The sequence below is a fragment of the Streptomyces sp. NBC_01381 genome (genome assembly GCF_026340305.1).
GTDB lineage: Bacteria > Actinomycetota > Actinomycetes > Streptomycetales > Streptomycetaceae > Streptomyces.
The window spans coordinates 3,211,918-3,235,966 of the sequence record NZ_JAPEPI010000001.1 but is presented as its reverse complement, the minus strand read 5'-3'; the positions used below and the strand labels follow the sequence as shown (position 1 = coordinate 3,235,966).

Genomic DNA, 24,049 nt, shown 5'->3' with positions numbered 1-24,049 from the left:
CATAGTGCTGAGAATGGAAGGTGATCGGCCTTCACCCCACGGGGTAATTTCGGCGGGTGTCCTGTCGCGACGCCGACCGCGGCGTAACGCTCCTCAAGAGCCAATGCAAGCCTCAACCAGAATCGACGACAAACCTCGCAGGCGCCTCGAGGACAGCATGTGCACCCTCCAAGTCGGCGAACCGTGCAGCGAGAGTCGCTTGGGCGAGACGCTGTGGCAGTGCTTCGGCAAACTTGAGTCCCTTTACAGCACGTTCATCGACAGCAGGGAGGCAGAGCTGCTGCAGTGCATCTGCAACGGCCTGCTTCCAAGTTTGTGGGTTGATGTCTTCCCTCAACCGAATCCAGCAGTCGTTGGCACGTTGTGCAGGAGAAGCAATGGCTCCGAGGGACGCCGCGAGCGTGGCATTGGCTCGATGTCCCGCCCAGGTCCACCACTGCAGGTAGCCCGCAGAACCACGGATGACCAGCGTGCCACCAGGATGCACGTGGTCCAAGAAGTGCTCTCTTGCCTCTGCAAGAGCCGCATCGGCACGCTTGGTGAGCACCACATCCGGGTCCGTCCCAAGCAGGACCTCACGTACGGCTCGGGTCAGCTCGAAGGACGTCACCCGCTCGAATCCGAATCCGCTCCACTTGGCTTTGCCTCCCCCCTCGACCGGCTCCACGAAGCAGCGCTTCCGCTGCCAGTCGATATAGGTGACCAGCCAACTCCGGCCTGCCAGAAGCAGCTTGCGCGGTCCCTCGATGTTCTCGGTCAGCAGGTCCGGGTCAGTCCTGCCGATCTCGGTGCGGCCCTGCATCACCGTGAACTGAGGTGGGGCAGTGAACACCGCGGTGAGTCCCATGAAATGCCGGTGCCCGAATCGGCGCTCAGCTTCGGGGCCGATGAACAGCATGCCGGAGTCCTGATCCAGATACCCCTCGCTGACAAGGTGCCGCACGATCGGCTCGGCGGCTGACCCTGCAAAGGGGCCGAATCCGTTCCACCACTCCGCCCAGAGCTGATCACCCACCTGATGCTCTTGCAGACAGAGGGCGATGATCTGCTGGGCCACGATGTGCCGCGGATCGGGCGGAGCCGTGACCGGTTCCACCCAGCCCTTCGACCACTGCAGCAGGAGCGCAGCCGCAGCCAGTAGCCCATCCCGACTCAACGCCAGGAACAGGCAGTTGCGCATGGTGTCCGCCCTGCGCCCTGTACGTCCCAGGCGCTGCAGGAAGGAGGCCACGGTGGCGGGCGCATCGAGCTGGATCACCCGATCCAAGTCGCCCACGTCAATACCTAGTTCAAGCGTGCTCGTCGAGACGATGACACAGTCGCGGGCCTCAGCGAACGCTTCCTCTGCACGCCGCCGCTCGTCCACCGAAAGCGAGGCATGCGAGAGATACGTCGCAACACCTCTCAGACGCAACTTCTCGCCCAGCTCCTCGACCAACCGCCGCGACTCACAGAAGACGAGGCGCTTCTCACCACGGTGGAGGGAAGCGATGACGGTGGCAGCGTTTTCGACCGAACCGACGTAATCGAGCTGGATATCGGCGATGGGCGTTGCCGCACTCGGCTGTACAGGGGCTTCGTCAAGATGCGGAGCAACGACCCGTGACGGCCGTTGTCCGGCTGCCGCACCCTGGAGCCAGTACAGCAGTTCGGCCGGGTTGCCCACCGTCGCAGAAAGGCCGACGCGCTGTACCGGACGCCCGACGGTCTTCTGCAGTCGTTCGAGTACGGCGAGCAGATGCCAGCCCCGGTCATCACCGGCAAAGGCATGGACCTCGTCGACGACAACGGCGCGCAGCCCCGCAAAGAATGTCTTGTGGTCGGTATGCGCGCTGACCAGCATTGCCTCCAGTGACTCCGGTGTGGTCAGCAGGATGTCCGGCCGCTCAGCCAGGATTCGTTTCCTTCTCGAGGCCGTCACATCACCGTGCCACAGGGCCGCCGAGCGCCCCAGCCACCCGCTGTACGTTTCGAGCCGTGGCAGCAGGTTGTTGAGCAGGGCTTTGAGCGGGCACACGTACAGCAGCGAAGTCCCGGTCCAGTGCTCGGCCGTCATTCTCGACAGCAGCGGAAAACTGGCTGCCTCTGTCTTGCCACCGGCCGTCGGTGCCAGTAGCACTGCATCCTCGCCGGCCATGACGGGGCCGATCGCCGCTTCCTGCAGGGGGCGCAGTCCGCGCCAGCCCAGGGAGTTGACGATGTGATGGGCCAGGACGGGATCGAGGTCGGCAAAGCCGCTCACGGCAGGTCCAGTTCGATGTCGTCGGCATTCGACGCGGCTGCGTTGCGCTCCACTTCGTTCAGCTCTGCGCTGGAGACGGTCAGCGCGTAGTGCTGACGCGGGTCGAAGTCTCCGAATTCATCGACCCGATCCAGTACGTCTGCGATGAGCTTGCGCAAGAAGAGGCGCGGCGCCACCCCGACCTTGCCCCCCAGTCCTCCGGTCACAGCAGTGGCCAGCTCATCGATGTACGCATCGTCCACGTGCGCCGCGATCCTCTCGGGGTGACGGGCTGCACCTGCATACAAGTCCCTGACATTCCGGCCGAGTTCGCCCAGCCTGGCCAGGTCAAAGCCGGTGAGCCGCAGCTGCACTGCGCGCGGAGAATCGAAGCGGGGCTCCGTGGTGAAGTCGGTCGCGAGACGCTGGGCGAGCGGGGCCAGTCGCTGGGCTCCCTGCTGGCCGTCGTAGAAGGCGGGCGTGCCCGTGATGACGAGGAACAGGCCGGGAAAACGGCCGGCGTCGATCTCATCAAGCAGCTGCCGCAGCGCGTTGAGGCCCTTCTCCCGTACGTCACCGCGCACCCGCTGAAGCGTTTCGATCTCGTCGAGGACCACCAACAGGCCGGGATGACCGCAGTCCCGCAGAACCGTGAGAAGACCTTGCAGGAATCCCAGAGCGGCGAAGTGATCGAGGTCTCCGCGGACACCGGCTGACCGCCGTGCGGAGGCCGCCACTGATTTCTGCCCGCCCAGCCAGGCAATGAGTGCCTCGGCAGTGGCAGCGTCCCCCGCCGCACGTGCCTGGTGGTAGCCGCGCAGTGCCGCAGCGAACGCAGGCGTGGTGCGCGCGACATCGGCCAGACGCTGCTCCATCAGCGCATCGACGGCTTCCGCCAATGCCTTCTCGTCGTCGTCCGCCACCTCGCCCGCGTCGAGGATCTCCTCCTCCAGCGTGTAGAACCACGAGTCCACGACGGCTCGCATCGCGCTCGGCTGGTGTGTGGCGGTGGCCAGCCTCTCCGTGAGTCTCCGGTAGACGGTCTCCAGCCGATGCAGTGGTGTCTCCGTCTCGGAGATCTGCACTTCCGCCGTCGCAAGCCCGGCACGCTTGGCGCGCTCGGCCAACCACCGAGCGAAGAACGTCTTGCCGGATCCGTACTCTCCACGGATGGCGTGGAATGCGGAGCCACTGCCGGCAACCGTGGCGATGTCGTCGTCGAGTGCTCCGGTGAACCGGTCGAGCCCCACAGCGAACAGGTCGAGCCCCGCCTGGGGAACAGTCCCGCGCCGCAGAGCATCGATCACCTCCCGGCGGCGTGCAGCACTTACCTCAGTGACTCCACTCACGGCTCCTCCGTTCCGAACTGCTCTTTCAGGAGGGGCACGTTCAGCTCGACGATCCGTCCGGCCTCCACCAGGTTGATCACGCCATAGCCTTCGACGTTCAGCAACCGCTGCACCACGGTGATGAAGATCTCTGCGTTCCGCTGCGACCGCCCTGTCGCCGCGGCAGCCGCGGCCGCGACGGCATCAGGGGTGAGTTTGCCCCCGACTCCCGCGAGCGCGTCGATGACGGCCGCGACCGCCTTGGCGTCCGGTGGGCGCCGTACGAACGCCTTCTGCGCCTTGTACCGGTCAGAGCGCACGACCCGGTCGCCGAGTGTCGAGGCTTCCTGCGCCACCTCTGTAGCCGCGAACAGCCCTTCGCCGTCCTGCGTCGTCAGCCGTCGGCGGCTCGTCTTGCGAACGGGTTCGTCCAACGGCTCTGCAACCGCGCGGGCCTCCACACGCGTGTGCCACCACGGCGGTACGACCTGCTCGCTCGGCAGTACGGTCCAGCTCGCCGGCTTGAGGTCCTGCGAGGGCACCAGCACGATGACTGGCACAGTTACCTCCGCAGGCGATGCCCCGCCGTGATACCCGGCCTTGCGGGGCGTGTAACGGATATCCTCGCGCCACGGCGCGACGATTGTTCCGTCGCCTTCCAGAACACGCGGACCGCTCAGTTCGACTTCACCGTCAGATGCCTGGCCAGTGCGCCATCTGGCGCGCTTCGCACCGGGAGCATCCGTTGGGCCTTGCCCTGGCTCGGAGCGATCGAGTACATGCCCGTGATCGGAGACAAGAACCAATGGTCTGCCATAGCCACGTGCCGCGTTGAACAGATCCAGAAGATGGCTGATGTCCCGCAGCCGCCACGTGGTCTGCTCCCCTTCCTGCCCGTGATCGAGTGCATCGTCGATGGTGTTGAGCACCACGCCGACCACGCTTTCACCGGCGAGTGCTTCCAGCAGTTCGGGAGCAAGCCGGTGTCCCTCCGCGCCACCGATCTGCCCCTTGTGGAACAGCACCCCGGCGCGTCGGTGCCGCCGCCAGAACGCCGCAAAGCCGCTTGCCTCGACTGCCTGCCCTCCCGCGGTCGGCTGCCCGCTCAGCAACGAGGCCCGGCTGATGGTGGTGACCGACGGCACCATGGACGCGGCTGCCAATCTCCGTGCCGTGGAGTCGGACTGCTTGGGGACTACTTCCGTCCATACCCGCCGGTCGATCTCGTCGCTCAATTGCGCCGCGACCGCCGCGCTCATCCCGTCCAGTACCAGCAGAAGCGGTGGCGCCTGCGACGCGAGCGGCACAACAAGCTTCGCCAGAACGTCCTCGATGAGCAGCACACCACCAGGCGATGCAGTCGCCGCCGTCCTCGTCCACGCGGCGAACCGGTTGCCGAACTGCTCGTCCAGGGCACCGCGCCTCGCGCGCGCCAGAGCGATCAGCCGGTGGTACGCCTGCCCCACCACCGGATCCCCTATGGGGTCACCAGCAGACAGAACAGCAAGTGCCCGGTCCACCCAACCCCATTGGGCGACGTTCTCGCTGACTGCTTGTGCGACCGACTCCACAGCAGAAGTCGGCTCGTTCAGCCACCGCACGAGCCTTATGGCCATGCGTGCCGCATCGCAGCTCGCCGGGTGCAGGCGTGCCAGCTGGTGGTCGAGAACTTGCCCGAGTCTGTTTTCCGCGTCGGGCACGGAACCGTCCAGGGCAGCGGCGAGGTCGCGAAGCCGGGTCTTCATGCCTGAGGGCAGGAGAGGATCGGCGCGCAGCGCCTGATGGAGTCCTGCGGTGACGGCCAGCTCGTCGGCTCGGTCCAGTACCGCGTAGACACGCTCGCGTGCTTCGGCACCGAGAGCGCTATTGCTCTCGGCCTGGGCAATCCAGCGGGCGAGGGTTCCAGTGACGGCGTCGGTGAAGGGCGGAAGATCGTCGGACGATCGGAGTGTGGCCCCGAAGAGACCGCCCAGCGCAAAGGTCGCACCTGCAGGCGCCTCGGGGGAACTGAGCACGGACCCCAGAACACCGAGCGCCATGGCTTCCTGTCCACGACCGTCGGCTACGAGAGCCAACAGTGTGGGAGCGGCAGCGCCGACGATCCCCGTGAGCCACACCGTGAGTCCCGCGCGCTCCGCCTCCGGCAGCTCGGCGAACCGCGCGGGGCCCGCCACCGTACGGGACCAGGCGAGGAGCGCATCGGCGTCCAAGTCCAACGGGCCTTGGCCTTCAGAAGCAGAGAGGCTCAGCCGCTCGTCGACAAGAGCCCGCACCGCAGCATCCCGGGTGAGTACCGCTCCACCACGCGGCCACCCTTGTGCGGGCTCGGCTTCCAGCAACGCGTCGAGCAGCCAAGTCTCGCGGTACATCCGCGGGTCGAGGTCGGTGGCGCCGAACAGCTGCTTGACGATCTCCGCCCGGTCCACTCCCAGGCTCCGCCGTCCGACTGCGTGGGCGCGAATGTCCCATCCCAACTGTGTGACGGACACGCCGCTCGCGATGACCAGCAGCCGGTCCCCGTCCTCTGCCGCCAGGTGCCGCTGCCAAGCGTCGACGATGCCGAGAACCGAGTCCTCGGCGCTGACGTGCACTCGACGCTGGGCCCCGTCGACACGCGCCGTGAAATCAGTCGGCGCCGAGTCGTCATAGCGAGCGTTGACCAGGAGCAGCCGGCGGTCGCGTGCTCGCCGCATCTCGGTGTCGAGGAGCGCTTCGATGATCCGCCGGTTGACGAGCGGCCGCACCGCCATCAGTGCTGTGCCTCAGCGTCCGAGATTTCAGCGTCGCCATCCTTGGGCACGGCATGCCAGGTGACCTTCACAGTCATCCCCGGGTTGGCTGCGGAGAAGGCAAGGATGTCGTCCCACAAACTGTTCAGCTCGATCTCGAGGTGGGTCGGCTCCAGGTGTACGGAGCGGGAATGGGCCGCAGTGGACGCGATGCCGCTCTGCCGGGCTTGCTGCTGGGAGGACACGGCAGGATTCCCGTGCTGCGTCAAGGAGACGTCGTCCGCCGTGCCCTGACTGGGCTCCGGAGTGGTGACCGGCTCCGCTACCTGCGCAAGCCTGGCCGCGTCCCGTACGAGAGCAACAGCCTTGCCGCGAATGCCATCCAGGATCGGAATGAGTGACCGCTCGAACTCGCTGACCGCGGCAGCCTGGGCAACCTCCTCGAGAAGCCGATCGGCACGCTCACCGACGCTGTCCTGACGCCCCGCGAATTCCTGCACGCTCTCCAGCAGCCCCCAGTCGGCACCGTCCAGCGCCTTCAGCACCTCGGGAGCGGAGCTGATCGCCACGGCGAGTATTTCGTCACTCACGTCGTACGACAGCGCGGCCAGCTCCCGCACGAGGGCGGTCGCATCCCGGTGGCGCCCCAGGCGGGCCAGCAGGTCCGCGGCATGCCGCCCGGACCGGACTCGCGCGCTTGCATTCGGGTCGATTCCCAGGGCTGCGGCGTGCCTGCCAAGGGAGGTGCGAACGGCGTTGACCGGCTGCTCGAGCGTGTCGATCTTGTCGCGTGCACGAGCATAGAGCTTGCTGACGTTGCCCACCGAGAGGTGGTGCTGGACAGGCAGCCCGAAGATCTTCGCCGCCCTCTCACGGGCCGTTGCGTACTCCTCCTCGCTCGGCAGCTCCTGTGCCCGTAGCCCCGTACCCGAGCCGATGCGCTCCAGTTCGGGCGGCTGCGGCAGAGGGCTGCCGTGGTAGAGCCAAGCCCTGCCGTCAAGGAGCGCATAAGTGGCAATGATCAGGTTGCTGATGTTCTTGTCGAGCCCACTCCAGCCGAGGTCCTTGACGATCCACTCACGGATCTCGTCGGCAGCGAGGTCCTCTTCCCCGGGTCGATGCTGATTCGCACACTGGTTGATCCGGCCACGCCAGTCGTTGCGCAGCACGAGCGGGCCGTCGTGAACCTGTCCGAGCTCCAGCGGCTCGACGATCCTCTTAACGATCTTGAGGTGGTGGCTGTCGACCTCGACGCGCTTCCCGCCGTCGTCCATGGCCCGGGTGATCCAGGTAAGCGCAGTCTTCAGCTCCGACAGGGTCACCGCCTTGCGCTCCCGCGCCCGGTCGAAGTCCGGGTGCTTGGGGTACAGCGCTCCGAAGACGCCGTCGGCCAGGTGAAGCATGTTGTCCTGGAACGACTTGGCACCCTGCAGCTGTGGCCTGCCGTACTCCGGCAGCAGCGACAGGACGTGCACTCCGCCATCGACTTCGACGGAGAAACTGCTCTCCTCCGCCTTGGCGATGCCGTACAGCTGTCCGAGCGTCGCCGACAGCTGCGTGGTGAGCGTGTCTCGCTGTGCCGCGAGTTGGTGGCGGACTCGCACCCGGTCGTCCGACGCAAGATGCCCGGCGTAGTCGTCGAGCCGGTCCCGCTCAAGGAGATAGTTGATCTTGATGAGGCGGCCGAGCTGAGCGTTCTTCTGCTCCGAGAAGAAGGACGGCAACCAGACAAGCGTCGGGGCCATGAGCCCTTCGGCACGCAACTCGTCAATGCGTCGCGCGTCGTCGCTGGGCCAGTGCTGACCGTCATCGAAGGGGTAGTCCAGGATGAACCGGACTCGCCCGTCGACGCCCGGCCTGAACTGCTCGCCGGGCAGCTGCACGCTGTCTCGTACGTTTTCGAAAACGAACTCCGCGGTGCGCCGCGTCCCCTTCCAGACGATCTCGTGCTCGCAGACGAACGCACCGGTGTCCTTCAGCCCCAGCGCCTTCCACAGCTGGTCCCTGACCCAGATCCGCCGGGCTCCGGTGCGGTCCTCGTCGGCGACCATGTCGAGGAGCGGCTCGATGTCGAGGTCGGACAGGTGAAGGGTGAAGACCGGGTCCTGATCGCCGTCGGCCCGGATCTCGCCGAACTCGGCTTGCAGCTCCCGAAGTCGGCCCACCACCATCGATCCCGGTGCGACGGTACGAGAGCGGATCGAGCCATGGTTGAGGGCCGCGAGGCGGGTACCAGTCAGCCGATTGAGTGCGGGCACATCAGGGGCGAGGGCTGCAAGCAGAAGTGTCTTGACGAAGCGCTCGTCGGCGATGAACTTCTCATGGGTCTCGGATCCGTACTTCTCGAGCAGGTACGCCCGCACCTTCGCGTGGAAGTTGTGCGCCGCCTCAGCCTCATTGCGCAGCCGGTCGGTGAAGGCTTCGCCGGTTCCGTCCGACAGCACGTCCCACAGGTCACCCAGAGGAATCAGCTGGCCGAGCTGGAAGTCGGCCCGGCGTCGGCGCAGCATCTCCTGCAGCAGCTTCAAACCGGTCCGCTCGCGCTGCAAAGCACCTGACAGCGCGACGAGCACGTTCAGCAGCGCCGGAGAGAGCGGATATACGGCACGGAAGTCGGCCCAGTCCGCGTGTGTGGCGCCATTGGCGTCCAGGAGGACGTCCTTGACCTGCGCGTTGGTGGACTCGATCGCGCTGAATGCGCCGTCGAGGGCGGCACGGGCCTCGTTGTTCTTCGGCTTGAGAATGCGCTCCTTGATGATCTCCGGAAGGTTGCGGTCCTCAAGGCTGATCACGTCGAAGCGTCCGGCGAGATACTCGACCTGCTGTTCCAGGTTCTTCACGTCGGCGCCCACGACGTCCGCGCCGACGAGCTGAGAAAGGTCTCGCTGCCGGGAGATGAAGGACACGATCGGCAGCGGCCGCGAGCTGTCACCGGACTCGATCAGCTTGACGAGCTTGCTGACCTCCGAGTTGACCTTCTCCCGGTTCGACATATGAGCCTGCAGCCAAAGGATCAGCTCGTCGAGGAAGAGCACGATGCCGTCGTAGCCGAGCGACTTCGCGTGCCGGCTGATGACAGCGAGCCCGTTCTCCAACGGAAGGAACGCCTGTGCGTCACCACGGGCGCCCTGCGCGTACGAAGCCATGGGCCCCGTTAGGAGCGCGGAAACCAGCCGGTCGCGCAACGCGTCCCCGGCGGGCGCTGCGAAAGCCCGGTCCAGCTCGCCCGCAGTCCAACCACTTCCAGACCCATCGATGACATCGAGATCGTCAAGGTCGCCGCCCTCGCTCCCGGCGCCTTCCGCTGCCCCCGGCAGCAGCTTGACGAACGACTCGTCCCCGATGCTCGCCCGCAGGTTCGCGGCATCCGCGAGCATCGCATCAGCCCGGAAGACGGGAGGCGTCGGCGCCCCTGGATGCAGCCTGCGCACCGTGGCGACGTATCCGCCGAGCAGCGCCGAGTCCAGGTCGGTGGAGCCGACGAGGTGGTACGGCACCATGAGGAACTTCTTGCCGCGCAGCCAGTCGTCGTGCTCGGCGATCACTTCCTGCAGGCGCGGCTTCGCGCGCGCAGACGGCTCGTTGTTGAGGACGGCATGCAGGACGGTGAGGAAGTGGCTCTTACCGGAGCCGAACGACCCGTGCAGATACGCGGCGTGCGAGTTCCCGCTGCGCACCGCCGCCCGCACCATCCCGAGCGCACGGCCAAAGGCCTGTTTGAGCTGGTCCGTGACCACATACTCGGCGACGCGGGCATCAGTCTCAGTGAAGCCACCTGTCAGCTCCACCTTGAAATCGCCGGCGTGGACGTCTTCCTTGATGTCGATGACATCTCGCAGGAAGAGATCGGTCGTGGACATCAGCAGCTCTCGTTCCCTCGGTCAGCGATTCACATGTTCCGCGCAGCGCGCACGTCACCCCAATCTTGCCAGCCCCAAGCAGGTGGCAACCTGGGCATTCGAACATCGCTGCCGCGAGATCCGATGTCACGCCCCGACGGCGGGAAGCTCTTCCCGGTGAGCCCAGGAGAAGGTCCCATCGGGTTCGAGCCGGGCTTCTCCCCAGTGGATGGAGTGGACGCCGTTCTCCGGGTCGCAAGTGAAGAAGAGAGAAACGAGTTTCGCCGTACGCCCGAGTTCCTCGAATGCCTCATGGAGCCGGTCGTACTCCTCAGTGGTGTACTCGTCCGCAGGAAAGATGGCGTCCTGTTCCTCGGGCCCGTGCGCACCGAACAACCGACGCCGCACCTCTGACGCGTCCTTCATCCGTGCCTGCTCCACAGGGACCGGACGGCTGTCGTACTTGAAAGGGAAGAGCACGTGGTCGTTGATGACCGCGTAGTCCTTGCCTCGAAGCGACCGAACGAGACCGCCCAGCTCCTCGGCTTCCTGCGCCAGCTCCTCCCGTACGGCATCCCCGAGAGTGTGGCCGTACGACGCCCCCGGACGCTTCAGCCCGGATGCCTTGTATCCCGCTTGAGCGCGAAGATGTGCCCGGTGCAGCCGCTCGGGTACGGCAGCGGTCAGCCGCGCCGCGTCCTTGCCGAACTTCTTCCTGGCCCATGACGAAGTGGTCCCGCTCCCGCTGTTTCCGTGCCCGTTCCCATCTCCTGACGCGCTCACATCGCCCTCCCCGTCTCACACCCCGCCGCTCTCTGTGTGACAGGCAGGGGAAGTGGACGCAAGAATGCGATCCGGCCAGTGGGCTGGTAGGCGGCTACTCGTCGCCGCGCTCCGGGCCTTTCATCTCACCGTCGTCGGGCTCTACAACATCCCTGGGCGAGACTGGCCAGAGCGGCCCGCCTTCGAAACTCTCGCGCAGCAGCGGAATGGTCTCATCAGGAATGCGGAACCCCGTCGCCCAAGACGGCTCCGTCACTGAGCCGTAGATGGTGTGCAGGAGGAAGGGCTCCTCCCCGCTCAGCTCCCCCTCATCCTCCAGTTCTCTGGCCACGGTGCTGACGGGTCGCGTGAACCCCTTGAGCTGCCGGTCCCCCGGGTACCCGGCGAGCTCATACACCGTCGCCCGGTCCACGAAACCGTCGTTGGCCGCAGCCGCGATGATCACCTTGGCCTGTGCCTGGTAGCGGAGCCGTAGTTCCTTGATGAAGAGGTCGAGCGTCTGCCGCGTCCAGCCACCCTCGGGAGCGTCTTCCTCTCGGTCGGCGCTGCCCAGTTGTTCAAGATCATTGACAGAGTCCTCGTCGACCTGAAGACCTTCGAGCAAGCCCTCCGCAGTGGTGAGCAGTTCTCCGGGGGTGAGCATGTAAAGACGCGTGCCTGCGATGTCCCGCATCTCGTTCACCAGCTCCGGCCTTGGCCGCGCCAGGATGTCTCCATCCCTCGGGGTCCACCAGTCCTTCTTCACGTCACCCGTGACCAGAAGAACATCGCATGCGCGGCGTTCGGCCTCCTGCAGGACCTGCAGCCAGAGCAGGTAGTCACCGGCAGCCTGCTCTGGCGGCTTCGTCCTGAAGTCCTCATACCCGGGCGGAACTTCGTCGTCGGCCCTCTTCTGTGCGTCTTGGACGGCCTTGTCGTAGTCGGCCTGCGGAAGGGGCTCACCGATCCGCCCTTTTAACAACGGCTCCAGTGCAGAAAGGACCGGGTCGGTGTGCGTCGCCGAAGTGCCGGACAGCGCATCGCGTTGCGCCTGCCCATCGACGATCTGCCTCAGCCCGTCCATCGTCTCGCCCAGGACCTTCAGCCCTTCCTGGATCCGCTGGGTGACGTCTTCGTCGGGCTTCAGTCGCACATCCTTGACCCAGCGGTCGACTGCGTCTCCCACCGACCGCCGCACGCGGTCGAGGGCAACGCTGACTTCTTTCGCCTTGGTGCTGTGATGATGGCGTACCGACTTGGACTCTCGGTTGCGCCAGAACTCGGTGAGCACCTGATGCGGCACCCAGATCCGGTCGCGCAGCTTGTTCAGGACGGCGAGGGTGTCGAGGCGGGTCCGCTCGTTGGAGCGATAGAGATTGAGAAGCACGTTCGTGTCGAGGACGACCATGCCTGTCTGGAAGACCCGTTCATAGTCCCCGGGCAATGGACTGCGGTGGGCTTCCACACAGTCGAAGATGCCTCGCTCCGGGGCGACCGGCTCCGGCTGGTCGTCAGTCGGTCCTGTGTACGACATGGTGTGTGCTGCTCCCCGTGCGCGACCCCGTAGCTCCTGCGGGCGTGCGGGCATTCTTCCAGCTCGGAGGCCCTCTGGCGAGAGTCAGGTATCAGCCAACTCTCCATAGCCATTCGTATCGTTGGGCACTTCGACACACCGCTCTCGCCGACACCGGCACGACCCCAAGGATCGCCGAAATGCCGCGAATGCTGCGCCCGCCACGAAGGAATCCGCCTGGGTTGGTCCCACCACCCAGAAACGGATCCGCACCATCTCCGACGACGGATGAGACAGCAGCGGCATCACTGCCTGCGGAGCCGTTCAACCGGCGGGTGGAGGTGCTCGTCGCCGCCATCGACGCACCGGACGAGATCAGCCTCGCCACCCAACTGCTCGAGGGGCGAGGCTGGTCCGTCCGGTCACGGGAGGCTCCGCATTCCGAGCCGATCGGAGCCGGCAGACGTGGACTTCTCGTAGAAGTCCGGCTACATGGCGCACGTTTCGGTGCAGTGCAGGCCGCTGTTGGAGAAATCGAGAACCTGGCCCGTCTGCATCAGGCGGGACTGTGGGTCGTGGACGCGGCGCTGATCGAGCACGACCTCGAACACGACTACCGGACGGTGTTCCACGCACGCGAGAAGGAAACAAATGCGCCGACGCGGCTCTTCGGCCTACGCGCCCTTCTCAATTCTGTGACCGTACTCCGTATCGTCAAGCAGCCCGGACGGCCCGACGCTGAGTCTGTCGCCGAGCGGCTGGAAAGCGGAGCACTCACCGGGCGTCCGTATGACCCGGATAGGCTCCAACTGCACATCCCCACTGGCCTGGAGGGGCGGGACACGGATGCCTCTCCGCCCGATCCGGTCTCTGCGAGGTGGCGCATCGCGCTGCCACTTCTGACAGGCGAGATACTGTCCCTCGGCTGCGGCTTCGCTCTCGCCGCGTTCGACGGCGTACGCATTCTGCTGCCGCTCATCATGACCTTGGTACTCATCTGGCCGGTTGGCCGCACTCTCCTTGCTACGCGCGGTCCCAGGCCATTCCGGACCCAACTAGCCTGGGGAGCAATGGCCGTCGGCGCGGCTACAGCCTCTGGCTTCCTCCTGGCCATCTCTGCACCTGGGCCACCGGCTCAGGCAGCGCGCGTCCTGACATACGCAGCGATGGGCATAACAGTTCTCGCCTTCGTTCTCTATGGGTTGGCATACGCCCTGGTCCACTCCTGGTTCAGCCGGAATGCCAACTGGGCCATCCCGGCGCTGGTCCCCGCGCTCGCTCTGGCGTTGCCATGGTTCGGGGGCCTGCTGCACACCGTCTATCTCAGGACCGGCTTCGGCATGCCCGCGGATGCTGCACCAGCGTCGCTCTACTGGCGATATGCCGCCTCCCTCAAACCTCTTGGCGCTGCCTTCGCCTTCGCACTGCTCGTCCTCGCCATTGCCGGGTGGATGCGCCACTACCACCAGTTGGTTCACTCGCGGGGCATGGTGAAGGTCGGAGTCCCATTGATGGCGATCTTCATCGTCGGCATGTCCATGCTCGCAGGAATGGCCGGCGCGCAAAACGCCGCGGGACGCGCCTGGGTGGCCGCCCGCTCGGGGACGAATCCAGCGACGTACTACGGGCTTGAGGGGAAGCTTGTGTGCGTCGAGCCTTTGGAGAAGAAGTTCTCTGTCTTCAACGGCCCGATGGACAGCAAGAGGTCTCTGCTCACCTTTGGGCCGTCCGGCGACCGGGTGTGGCTCTGGGATCCACGGCGAGCGGAATCACTTTCCGTTCGACTGGAGGACGTAGTGATCAGCGAATCGACGGGACGCAACTGCCGCTGAAGCGAGCGCAGCCCCAGTTGCGCTCACGCGTTGTGTACCGATGACGGTGCCAGGTCAGTGATGGTCATCCCCCACTGACCTGGCGCCGCCGCCAGTCCGTCACCCAGCCATCGCCGTCACGTTCTCAAGCATCGCGATCAGCTCGAACGGAGGCCCGGAGTCGGCCTTCAACGCCGCCTCCCGATAGGTGGCGGTGTTCTTTGCGCCGAAGCCGTGCCCCGAGTCGATCAGCTCCCGACGCCTACTGCCCCAAGACGGCCACGCGTCGTTGAGGAAGACCTCCAAGGTGTCCTCAAAGACTGCGTGCGTGGCAGCGGAGGCGGTCGCAGGCCAGGGCGTCCGCGGAGCACCCAAGTACCCCAGGAGGTTGGCGTTCTCCTCGGCGTCCTTGCGCGTCTGCTCCTCGATCTTGGCCTCCTTGGTAAGCCGCTCCGGCTCCGGAAGCTGCTGCACCCCTGACCTGCTGCGCTCTGCCTTGCCCGCATCCCCGTCGAAGACGACGTAGGTGGGCACGCCCAAGGCGGTGAGAATCGCATGGCAGAGGAAGATGTTGCTCTTGCCTCCGACGTCGATGACACTCACGCCCTGCGCACCGAGGCTCAGCCCCATCCGCTCAGCGCAGCCGGTCAGGACGGCCCCGTCGGTGTTGCCCTCGACGAGCACCACCGCTCGCGCGAAGAATCCCTCGGCCAAGGTACCGGCGCACATGATGCCCGCCTTGCGCCGGATGGACGCCTCACTCACCAGCTCCGAGAGGTCCCGGCACAGCTCGGCCTCGGACACCTGCGACACCCGGGTGACCGGATGCTCCGTACCACCGTCGCGGCTGAGCCGGCGGACCTCGTGGTAGCTGCGCGACTCGATGAAGACGGGGTGGTGCGTCGCGTACATCACCTGGGTCCGGCCGGCCGGGGATACCACGAGACCGCGCAACACCTCGGCAAAGACCCTCGCCTGCGGCGGGTGCTGGAAGAGCTCCGGCTCCTCGATGGCGAGGCACAGCGTCCGCGTCACACCGCCCGGACGCCGACGCTCGGCGAGCAGCTTGAGCGCGGCGATGATCAGAGCACGCTGGAATCCGTGCCCCTGCCGGTGGACGGAGGTCTGCGCGGCCCCATCCTGGACACTGATCTGGAAGGTTGTCCGGGCGAGCTTCGGCGCCTGCACGACAGGCGACACGACGATCTCGCGTCCGACGGTGAACTGGGCCACCTCCCGTGACAGGGCGGCGGAAATGTCCTCCAGTACGGGCCCGTACACCTTGGAGTGCACGTCGAGACGCTCCTGGTGCGCGTTCTCCTCGATGGCCTCGAGCTGCTCGTTCGCCTCCGTGCGGTCCACGGTGTGGTCGAGGATCCGGGCGAGCGCCGACTTCTTGCGGTCGTCGGCCTCCTCGTGTGCACGCAGGTCGGCGGAGATGAAGACGAAGTCGATCAGCTCGGCGAGCTTGCTCTGGCCGGCGAAGCCGAAGAAGTGGGTGCCCTCGATCTCCGTCTCGGTGAGCTGGTCGCGGTGCGCCAACTCCCAGACGCGCATCGACTCCTCGGCGGCGGCCGCGCTGCCGACCGACCTGAGGCCGAGGCTCGGGTCGCTCTCCATGAGCTCCTTGTAGGCGCGGCGCAGGTCCATGGCCTTCTCGTGCCGACGGACCTCCTCGAAGGGAGCGTAGGCCAGAGCCTTGCCGGTGATCTTGTCCTCGCCGTCCTGCCAGGTCCGCCAGATACTCATGCTCTCGGCGCCCTGGGGCGCGTACCGCTGCAGAGCCTCACGGTCCTCGTCGGTGAGCCCGTCGAACTCCACCTCCACGGAGATGCGCTCGCTCTCCGCGGCCGAGTGGACGTCGTCGGTACTGAGCGCGAGGGACCTTTCGCCGTTGAAGAACCAATCGAGTGCGCGCAGCACGGTGGACTTGCCGACACCGGTGGGGCCGATGAAGCAGGATATTTCCTCGAAGGCAATGTCCACTTTGTGTAGACAGCAGAAATTCTCGATGCGTACGCGCTTGATCTTCACGGTCGTCTGAAGTCCTGAGAGTTCGATACGGAGGGCCGGTGGGCCCCTTGTGACGACTGTGATGCTAGTGGTGAAGGTGACGACCTATCAGGTCATTATTGACGTACGGGATTTGGGGCGGAGCCGCCCCGTCTGAAATTCGACGGCTGACTGAACGAGCACTCGGCCCAGACCGTCTTTCCGGGGGCTGCGGGTCGAGGTTCGACGCCCCAGCGGGTGGCGAGGTGGGCGACGAGGAGCAGACCTCGGCCGGACTCCGCTTCTGCGTCGGGTGGGGCACTGGGGGCTCCATGGGGTGGCTGGTTTTCGGTTCGGGTGTCGGTGACTTCGATGCGGAGGGTACGGAGGATCCGGACGTCGGGTGCGCCTGAGTCGTCGGTCGCGGTCAGGCGGAGGTTGAAGTCCCGGCCGGGGACGTGGCCGTGGCGGACCGCGTTGGCGGTGAGTTCGGCGGAGATGAGCGTGACGGTGGTGTTCGCCTCGGAGTCGTAGGGGTGGCCCCAGGCGTCGAGGCTGTGGGAGACGAGGCGTCGGGCGAGTCGTGCGCCGCGTGGGGTTGATGTGAAGCGCATGGCGAACTCCCGTGCAGGTGTTGGCTGTTGCGGCATATGCCTGTCGGAGTGAGTTGCTTGTTTCATGGGGTCGACGGTCCCGGTGTGTGCGTAGCTTTGACCAGGAGGAATGCGCTGACGGGTGCGGGTTGTACGCATTGGCAGTGCGCTTGTACGTGGGGTGGGGCGTGACCGGCTCCGGCGTGCCGCGTTGGGCGCGCGAGGTGCGAGGTGCGGGGTTCGGGGTTCCGGTGCGGTGGTGGTGCGGGAGGTGTCGGGTGTGGATGAGCAGGGGCAGGGGCGGGCGGAGTCTGGGGCGGAGCTCGACTCGGAGGGCCCTGTGGGCGCCATGGGCTTGGGGGCGGAGAGCGAGTTCGGGGCGGGGATTCTGCACGTGTTCGGGCGGCAGTTGAAGTTGTTCCGGGTGCGGGTGGGGATGGAGCGGGCGGAGTTCGGGGCGTTGACGGGGTACTCGGCGTCGACTATTGCGTCGTTTGAGCAGGGGCGGAGGATTTCGTCGCCGAAGTTCATCGACAGAGCCGATGAAGTGCTGGATGCGGGTGGGGTGTTGAAGGCCGGGAAGGAGGAGGTGGCTCGGGCCCAGTATCCGGCGTTCTTTCGGGATGCGGCGCGGTTGGAGGCGGAGGCGGTTGAGCTGCGTGCGTACGACACCCACATCGTCAACGGCCTCCTACAGTCCGAGGAATACACCCGGGCCCTGCTGGGCATGCGCCGACCTCTGCTGAATGAGGACACCATCGAGCAACGCGTCGCGGCTCGACTGATCCGGCAGGAGGTCTTCAACAAGTGGCCCGCACCGTTGCTCAGCTTCGTCATGGAGGAGTCGGTGGTGAAACGCGGGCTAGGAGGACGAGCCGCAAAGCATGGACAGCTTGAACAGATCCTGCTGATCGGCCAGAAGCGCAACGTCGAGATCCAGATCATGCCGCTCGACCGCGAGGACAACGCCGGCGTGGACGGAGCTTTCACAGTCCTGACACGGCAGGGTGGCAATCAGTTCGGGTACACGGAAGCGCAGGGCAAGGGCACGCTGGTGACGGACCGAGAAGAGGTACGTGCGCTCTCGGCCCGCTATGGCATCATCCGAGCGCAGGCCCTCACCCCGAGTGAGTCGCTGGCCTACATCGAGAAGTTACTGGGAGAGCTATGAACGCCGAACTGACGACTCGTGCCCTCGATGAACAGGCGTGGGTCAAGAGCAGCTACAGCGGCGCCGAAGGTGGCCAATGCATAGAGGTGGCGGTCTGCTCCAACGGCGTGTACATCCGCGACTCGAAGGACACGGCGCGGCCATCCTTGTCCGTTTCCCCCCGAGGCTGGACGACTTTCATAGGCTTCGCCGCGCAGGATTGAGGTGAATGACCATCAGCTTGCAGCTCACTGAAGATACCCGGTGAGCCGCAAGCTGTGTCAGGTCGGAGACGTCAGGGGCGCCACGCCTTGAGCTCGTCGGCGGACAGCCCGTGCTTCGTGCACTGCTCGTCGAGGAACGTCTGGTACTCCTCTGCCGGGATACCGCCCCATTCCTCGTCGTGCTCACCGTGCCACTGGTGCACCCAGGGCATGAGTTCCTGAATGCCAGCCAGCAGCGGAGCGAGGCGCGGCGCATCCCAAGCAGCTTGCTCTGTACGGTCGTTGACGAGGTTGACCAGGGCCTGAGCCTGGTCCTTGTGGTCCCACCCCGCCCAGCCGAGGAGGAGGGTGGGGTCGGAGTCCGACGATGCGTCCGGGTAGGAGATGAACCGCTCCTTCGGGACGTCGAGCTTGCCGCGGCGAGACCAGTAAGAGGTCTTTGAGAAGTCGCCGGAGCTGTACTTCGGCGGTACACGGTTGCCTAGCGTCTCCTCCGGCTCACCTTCTTGGCGCTGCAGATCCCACACGTTTTCCCACTGCTCGCGCTTGCGCAGGCCCGATTCCTTATAACGAAGCGCGGCGAGGTACGGCACGTGCTCGCTGGAGAGGACCTCGGCGAGCACGGTCACAAGGGTCGCGTCCCGCTTGCCAAGGTGATCGGCGGCGTACAGCTCGGCAACGGTCTGTACGTCTCCTTCCTGCCGGAGGGCGTCGGCAAGTTGGGACACGGTCGAGGTGCGGGGCTGGAGCATCCCGTCCCGCAGGGCAAACCAGAGCTTCTCGTCTTCGCACCGGTTGAGCAGCCAAGCGCGGAGGGCTCCTTTCTCCCTCTTTTCCCAGGGTTCCGAGGCCCATCGGCGCTTACACTCGGGGCGCTCGATGAGGGCGATGTCCTCACGGGACATGATGACGTCGATGCGGGCTTGAACGACGGCTCTGTAGTCGCCCGGCCAGTGGGCGGGAATCTCCGTGATCGGTTCGGAACCGTGCCGGTCAAACCAGACGGTCCTGGTCTGGCCCGCAGCCACCTTGCGGGCCAGCACGATCTCGAACGACCGCTCCCCCAACGCGACTTCGGGAACCTCGGCTGTACTGGACAGGGTTGTACGGGCCAGTTCGTCAGGGGTGAGGAGGTTGTACGAACCATAGACGGTCCAGTCCAGCTCTTCTTGGAGAGCGATCATCCGAGAAAGGATGCTGGCGTGCGCAGCACGGGCCTCGTCCAGAGCCATCCGGAGGGGTGCGCCTTCTGTAACAACAGCGGATGGCTCGTGCGCAGCCAACTCCTGCACCAGAGAACCAAGACCGCGCCCGAGGTCGAGAGGCAGTTCGGCAGGTACAGGGAATCCCTGCAATCTGGTCGCATTGAACTGATAGAACCTCTCCCACTCGTCATGCATGAAGCCACCAGTTCCCGACTGGCTTCCCTTATCGTGACTCACCTGCTTGAGCCAGAAACACCCCACCGACGAGTTCAGCACCCCCAGCAACTCCAGATACTCTTCCTCGGTCGCCCCCTCCGGCAACTTGATCACTGGCGCCGTCTGCTTGAACACATTCCCGCCCCGATCAAGCACAAAGTGGTTGTGCGTCGCTACCTCGGCGAACGTGATCGACAGCGGAGTCTCATACGCCGAAGCCGTGTGCTGCATGTACTCCCACCACCGCAGCCCCGCCGCCGCCATATCCCCCTGAAACGTCCGCCGCGCAGCCAGAAACGTCCGCCACGGGAAGAGCTCCGCCTCAATCGCCGCAGGCGTCACTACACCGTCGTACGGATACCAGATTCCGTCCATCGGACTGGCGGCCCAGTCACGCACCACCTCCCCAACCATCAGCGGCCTGAGAGCCCGCCGATCAAGGACCGTCCGGAGAGTCGGCCGCAATGGCCGCATGAACGCCTCGTCCGCACCCGCCCGGATCGCCCTCCCAATCGGCTTCTCAATGCGGTTACGCAGCGGCTCGCAAGACCGAGTGATCCGCTCAGCCAGCTCACCGGCACCGCCACCGCTCAGCGACCAGGGATGTGTCGCGAACGTCTTCCAGGCAGCGTCGATCGACGATACCCACTCCGATTCACTTCCCGGCTCGCCGATCTGCTCACGGATCGCCTTCCAGACCCGCCCCTTGGCGGCGACCGTGGGCTGATCCGGCTCGCCGCGAACTCCCAGCACCGCGCGGATCGTGTTCTTCTCGCTGGGCAGGCGGTTACGCCCCGCAAGAATCACGGTCGGCGTGCCGTGCCCGGGAATGTAGGCACCCGACGTGTCGACAACATGCGTCAGCGTCACACCCACACGGTCGCTGACGAAGTACTCCTCAATCAACTTCTTGCCGAACTCCCGTTTCATGAAGGAGTTCGCCGTGATCTGCCCGGTGAACCCCGCAGGCTGCAACCCCTCTGCACGCACGGCCAGTTCGAAGATCCGCTGAGCGAACGGCACCGACAACGCGTACGTCCCCGCGCACGCGCCATAGGCCTTGCGGTAGTTCGCGTTCTCCTGCTTGTCCTTCACCGTGATGTACGGCGGATTGCCCACCACGACGTGGTAGCTGTCCCTCCCCAGCAGATCGACCCCGTCCGAAAAGTCCCAGACGTCCTCGGTCCGATACGCGAACGTCCGCTCGTCCCCGTCCCCCGCGAACAACGTGTCCAGCGTCTCCGTCACGGACTCAATCCCGCGCCCGTGCAGCAGCGAATCCCCCACCGCCACGTTGATCGGAAACCCAGGAAGCACCGCCAACCGCCGCTCCTCGTCGCCGCAAGCCTTCAACACTGCAACAAGCAACCGGAAGCGGGCGATCCCCACTGCGAACGGATTCTTGTCGCACCCATGGACGGAGTCCAGCGCCCGCCGCACCAGTGTCCAGTCCTCGGTCCCCGGCTCAGCCGCCCGCCACTTCCTCAGTAGCCGCTCGAACATCCCCAGCAGGAAGTGCCCCGACCCGCACGCAGGGTCAATACACCGAAGCCCCCGCACCACAGCCTCGTCGCCCACCCACCCCCGCGGCTTGTGCTTCCACTCCGGGTCCAGGCCGAACTCCTCGACCGCAGGCTCCAGCGTCAGGTCAAGGATGAACTCCTCGACGAACTCCGGCGTCTGCAGCAGCGCATACGTCTTCCGGGCATGCTCACTCAGGTCCTGATACAGGTCACCGAGGAACCGCGTATCCAGCTCCTCCCGGTCCGTGAAGTCGTACCGGATCTCACCGTCCGCGTCCCGCTCCCGCCAGAACGCAAGCAGCCGAGTCGCCGCCTCGTACGAAGGAGTCAACTCCCACAGCGGGTTGTGCTCCCGGTCAAAAAGGCCGCCCACAGCCTCATGCGACTCGGCCAGCGCCTTAAAACCCGCCACCAACCAGTCCCGGTCGTTCAGCTCAGGACTCTTCCGGAAGAACGCCGCCTGCAGCTCCTCCGCATCCGCAAGCCGCTCCCCCGGCCCAGCGATGAACGGATCCTCGACCAGCCCGTTGTCCTCGCAGAACCGCACGAACACCGTCGCAAGGACCCACGCAGCAGCAGCCTGAATGACCCGCTCGTCGCGCCACGCCCCGTACGTCGCCGCCGTACGACTGCCCTCCCGCGCCGCCGCATACTCCCGCTCAAGATCCGCACGGAATTCGTCGACCGACTCGGTCCGCTCTCGCAGATCGTCTTCCAGCACGGTGACCTGCTTCCGCAGATCCTTCAGCAGTGCGGCCTTGTCCACCGGGGAGTCCCACCTTCGCTCACGTTCCATCGCATGGCTGCTCACCCAATCGTGCCAGCTCAGCGAGTCATCTCCGGGCGGCTGGAGACAACCCACGGTCACATCTCAGTCACCCTCCGCGGGCATCAATCCGGCGTCCGTCTCCACCACGAAACCCTGCTCGACCAGCTCGTCGACATCGCCTGTCAGCACCTCCCTGATGTCCGCCCCCAGGCGAGCCCATCCGAAGAAGCGAGCCACCTCGCGCAGCAGATCCTCACGCTGCGCACCAAGCTGCTCCTCAACCACACTCCGCAGCGCAAGCTGCCGCTCGACCGCCGGCACCAGCGCGACCCTCCGCTCACACCACCGCGTCGGCGTACGCGCGAACTCCACCGCACGCCCCGGCCGGTCGTACGCCGTACCGATCTGGACGATCGTGCCCTTGCTGACCAGATCCCGGAGAACCTGGCGGATGCGGCCCTGGACGACCTGCCCAGAACGGGCAAGGCCCCACGCCGAGCGAACCCGCGTGAAGATCAGGTCCTCCTCGATCGGGCCCTCCACCTGGATCGCATGCAGGGCGACATCGGCGACGACGTCCGCGGCCTCGGGATCCTGCAGTTCGATCCTGTGCAGCATGCGGCTACGAGCAGATGCGGTCCGCACCTTGCGCAGCTCGGCGGTCTTCGCTTCCTCGTACTCCCGGCTCCACGCCGACGGCTCCTCGTCCACCGTCACGAACTCCACCCGCGGCGACGGCACAGACACCGAGGCAGACGAAGCAGCCGGGGCAGGGAAGACGCCAGACTCAGCCGCCCCCTCCCCAAACAGGACAGGCTCAGGCGACGACACGGGCGCATCCGCCGCCCCCGCCCTCACCTCATGCGGATCCTCCGTACACGCCGCCTCCACGGCAGCTTTCAGCCGCGCCATCGCGTCCCGCCGATTCCGGTACCAGTCCGTGCCCCAAATCCTGTGCAGCTTCCAGCCCAGGTCTCGCAGCACCGACTCGCGCAGCCGGTCACGGTCTCGGGCAGCCCGCGACGAGTGGTACATCGCGCCGTCGCACTCGATACCCAGGGCGTACGTCCCGGGAGCGCCGGGGTGACGTACAGCCATGTCGATACGGAAGCCGGCGACACCGACCTGCGGCTGGACCGAGTATCCCCAGTCCCGCAGCACAGCAAGGACCTCTTCCTCGAAGGGGCTCTCCGGCTCCGCGTCGAAGTCGGCCGCCTCGGTCTGGAGGATCTGCGGGCCGTGCTGTGCGTACTGCAAGTAGCGCTTGAGATGCTGGACGCTCTTGTTGGTGCTGTCCGGCAGGTCGCCGCCGTAGAACGAGGTGACGACCTCCATCCTCCGCCGCGCACGGGTGACGGCGACATTGAGGCGCCGCCAACCCCCGTCCCTGTTGATCGGGCCGAACGTCGAGCGCAACTTGCCCTGCTGATCGGGGCCATAGCCGACCGACAGGATGATGACGTCTCGCTCGTCGCCCTGGACGGTCTCGAGGCTCTTCACGAAGAAGCCGTCGAGACGGTCGTCGGTGAAGAAGCGGTCCAGGTCGGGGCGGGCTGCTCGCGCCTTCTGTACCGCCTCCTCAATCGCCTCGGCCTGCGCCTTCGAGAGGGCGACGACACCGAGTGTGCGGCCGGGGCGGGTCGCGAAGTGGTGGATGACCCGTTGGGCCACCATCGCGGCTTCGCCCGGGTTGTTGCTGCGCCCGCCGCGGTCGTAGACACCGTCCGACTTGAAGAATTCCACCCCTACGTCCGGGCTCTGCTCCAGCGCACCAGGGAACGTCATCATGGAGTTGTCGTAGAACTCGTGGTTGCTGAAGGCGATCAGGTTCTCGTGACGGCTGCGGTAGTGCCATAGCAAGGGCAGACCGCGCAGTACTCCGCTGGCCTTGCAGGCGTCGAGAACGGACTCGAAGCCGTCGCTGCCGTCCTCGTCCCACTCGTCGTCATCGTCGCTTTCACTGGCGGCACTGAAGAACGACGTGGGCGGAAGCTGCTTCTGGTCGCCTGCGACGATCAGCGCATTGCCGCGATAGACGGAGTTCACCGCATCCTGCGGCAGCACCTGCGACGCCTCGTCGAAGATGACTACGTCGAAACGGAAGTCGGGCGGCAGGAATTGACTGACCGTCAAAGGGCTCATCATGAAGCAGGGCTTGACGAGGCGGGTCACCT

General features: G+C 65.8%; 13 protein-coding genes. 3 read left to right on the top strand and 10 right to left on the bottom strand.

Annotated elements, in window-relative coordinates:
* Positions 1 to 112 precede the first annotated feature (112 nt).
* From OG453_RS15090 to OG453_RS15065, 6 genes are all read right to left on the bottom strand, one after another.
* Positions 113 to 2,242: a DEAD/DEAH box helicase gene (locus OG453_RS15090; protein ID WP_266868161.1), complete on the bottom strand. Its 2,130-nt coding sequence runs from the start codon at positions 2,240 to 2,242 to the stop codon at positions 113 to 115.
* A complete protein-coding gene (gene brxD / locus OG453_RS15085; RefSeq protein WP_266868160.1) occupies positions 2,239 to 3,570 on the bottom strand; it encodes a BREX system ATP-binding protein BrxD in 1,332 nt (443 codons plus the stop codon). Before brxD ends, OG453_RS15090 begins: the two co-directional genes overlap by 4 nt.
* On the bottom strand, positions 3,567 to 6,299 hold the full coding sequence (pglZ, locus tag OG453_RS15080; protein ID WP_266868159.1) for a BREX-2 system phosphatase PglZ: 2,733 nt from the start codon (positions 6,297 to 6,299) through the stop codon (positions 3,567 to 3,569). The genes brxD and pglZ overlap by 4 nt, the downstream gene beginning before the upstream one ends.
* Positions 6,299 to 10,138, bottom strand: coding sequence for a PglY protein (locus OG453_RS15075; protein ID WP_266868158.1), 3,840 nt, complete (start codon positions 10,136 to 10,138; stop codon positions 6,299 to 6,301). Before OG453_RS15075 ends, pglZ begins: the two co-directional genes overlap by 1 nt.
* A gap of 126 nt (positions 10,139 to 10,264) precedes the next feature.
* Positions 10,265 to 10,900 (bottom strand): hypothetical protein, encoded by a 636-nt coding sequence (locus OG453_RS15070; protein ID WP_266868157.1) that lies wholly within the window; start codon positions 10,898 to 10,900, stop codon positions 10,265 to 10,267.
* Between the two features lie 94 nt (positions 10,901 to 10,994).
* A complete protein-coding gene (locus tag OG453_RS15065; RefSeq protein ID WP_266868156.1) occupies positions 10,995 to 12,344 on the bottom strand; it encodes a PIN-like domain-containing protein in 1,350 nt (449 codons plus the stop codon).
* Between the two features lie 383 nt (positions 12,345 to 12,727).
* On the opposite strand from OG453_RS15065, the gene OG453_RS15060 reads away from it, so the two are divergent.
* Positions 12,728 to 14,224, top strand: coding sequence for a hypothetical protein (locus tag OG453_RS15060; protein WP_266868155.1), 1,497 nt, complete (start codon positions 12,728 to 12,730; stop codon positions 14,222 to 14,224).
* Between the two features lie 99 nt (positions 14,225 to 14,323).
* Here OG453_RS15060 and OG453_RS15055 read toward each other — a convergent pair whose 3' ends face one another.
* Both OG453_RS15055 and OG453_RS15050 read right to left on the bottom strand, forming a co-directional pair.
* A complete protein-coding gene (locus OG453_RS15055; RefSeq protein WP_266868154.1) occupies positions 14,324 to 16,237 on the bottom strand; it encodes an ATP-dependent endonuclease in 1,914 nt (637 codons plus the stop codon).
* 95 nt (positions 16,238 to 16,332) lie between these two features.
* On the bottom strand, positions 16,333 to 16,845 hold the full coding sequence (locus OG453_RS15050) for an ATP-binding protein (RefSeq protein ID WP_323178653.1): 513 nt from the start codon (positions 16,843 to 16,845) through the stop codon (positions 16,333 to 16,335).
* A gap of 292 nt (positions 16,846 to 17,137) precedes the next feature.
* On the opposite strand from OG453_RS15050, the gene OG453_RS15045 reads away from it, so the two are divergent.
* Both OG453_RS15045 and OG453_RS15040 read left to right on the top strand, forming a co-directional pair.
* Positions 17,138 to 17,959, top strand: a complete 822-nt coding sequence (locus tag OG453_RS15045) for a helix-turn-helix transcriptional regulator (protein ID WP_266869872.1) — start codon at positions 17,138 to 17,140, stop codon at positions 17,957 to 17,959.
* Positions 17,956 to 18,162, top strand: a complete 207-nt coding sequence (locus OG453_RS15040; RefSeq protein ID WP_266868152.1) for a DUF397 domain-containing protein — start codon at positions 17,956 to 17,958, stop codon at positions 18,160 to 18,162. The genes OG453_RS15045 and OG453_RS15040 overlap by 4 nt, the downstream gene beginning before the upstream one ends.
* Before the next feature lie 71 nt (positions 18,163 to 18,233).
* On the opposite strand, the gene pglX is transcribed toward OG453_RS15040, so the two are convergent.
* The gene (gene pglX, locus OG453_RS15035) at positions 18,234 to 21,872 is read right to left on the bottom strand and encodes a BREX-2 system adenine-specific DNA-methyltransferase PglX (protein WP_323178632.1); all 3,639 of its coding nucleotides are present in this window, start codon (positions 21,870 to 21,872) and stop codon (positions 18,234 to 18,236) included.
* Positions 21,873 to 21,977: 105 nt separating this feature from the next.
* The gene (locus OG453_RS15030) at positions 21,978 to 24,017 is read right to left on the bottom strand and encodes a DUF3320 domain-containing protein (RefSeq protein WP_266869870.1); all 2,040 of its coding nucleotides are present in this window, start codon (positions 24,015 to 24,017) and stop codon (positions 21,978 to 21,980) included.
* Positions 24,018 to 24,049: the final 32 nt, after the last annotated feature.

Coding starts and splice junctions, on each gene's coding strand:
- OG453_RS15030 (WP_266869870.1), bottom strand. CDS start 24,017: ATGAGCCCTTTGACGGTCAGTCAATTCCTGCCGCCCGACTTCCGTTTC.
- OG453_RS15075 (WP_266868158.1), bottom strand. CDS start 10,138: ATGTCCACGACCGATCTCTTCCTGCGAGATGTCATCGACATCAAGGAA.
- OG453_RS15045 (WP_266869872.1), top strand. CDS start 17,138: ATGGGCTTGGGGGCGGAGAGCGAGTTCGGGGCGGGGATTCTGCACGTG.
- OG453_RS15050 (WP_323178653.1), bottom strand. CDS start 16,845: ATGCCGCAACAGCCAACACCTGCACGGGAGTTCGCCATGCGCTTCACA.
- OG453_RS15040 (WP_266868152.1), top strand. CDS start 17,956: ATGAACGCCGAACTGACGACTCGTGCCCTCGATGAACAGGCGTGGGTC.
- pglZ (WP_266868159.1), bottom strand. CDS start 6,299: ATGGCGGTGCGGCCGCTCGTCAACCGGCGGATCATCGAAGCGCTCCTC.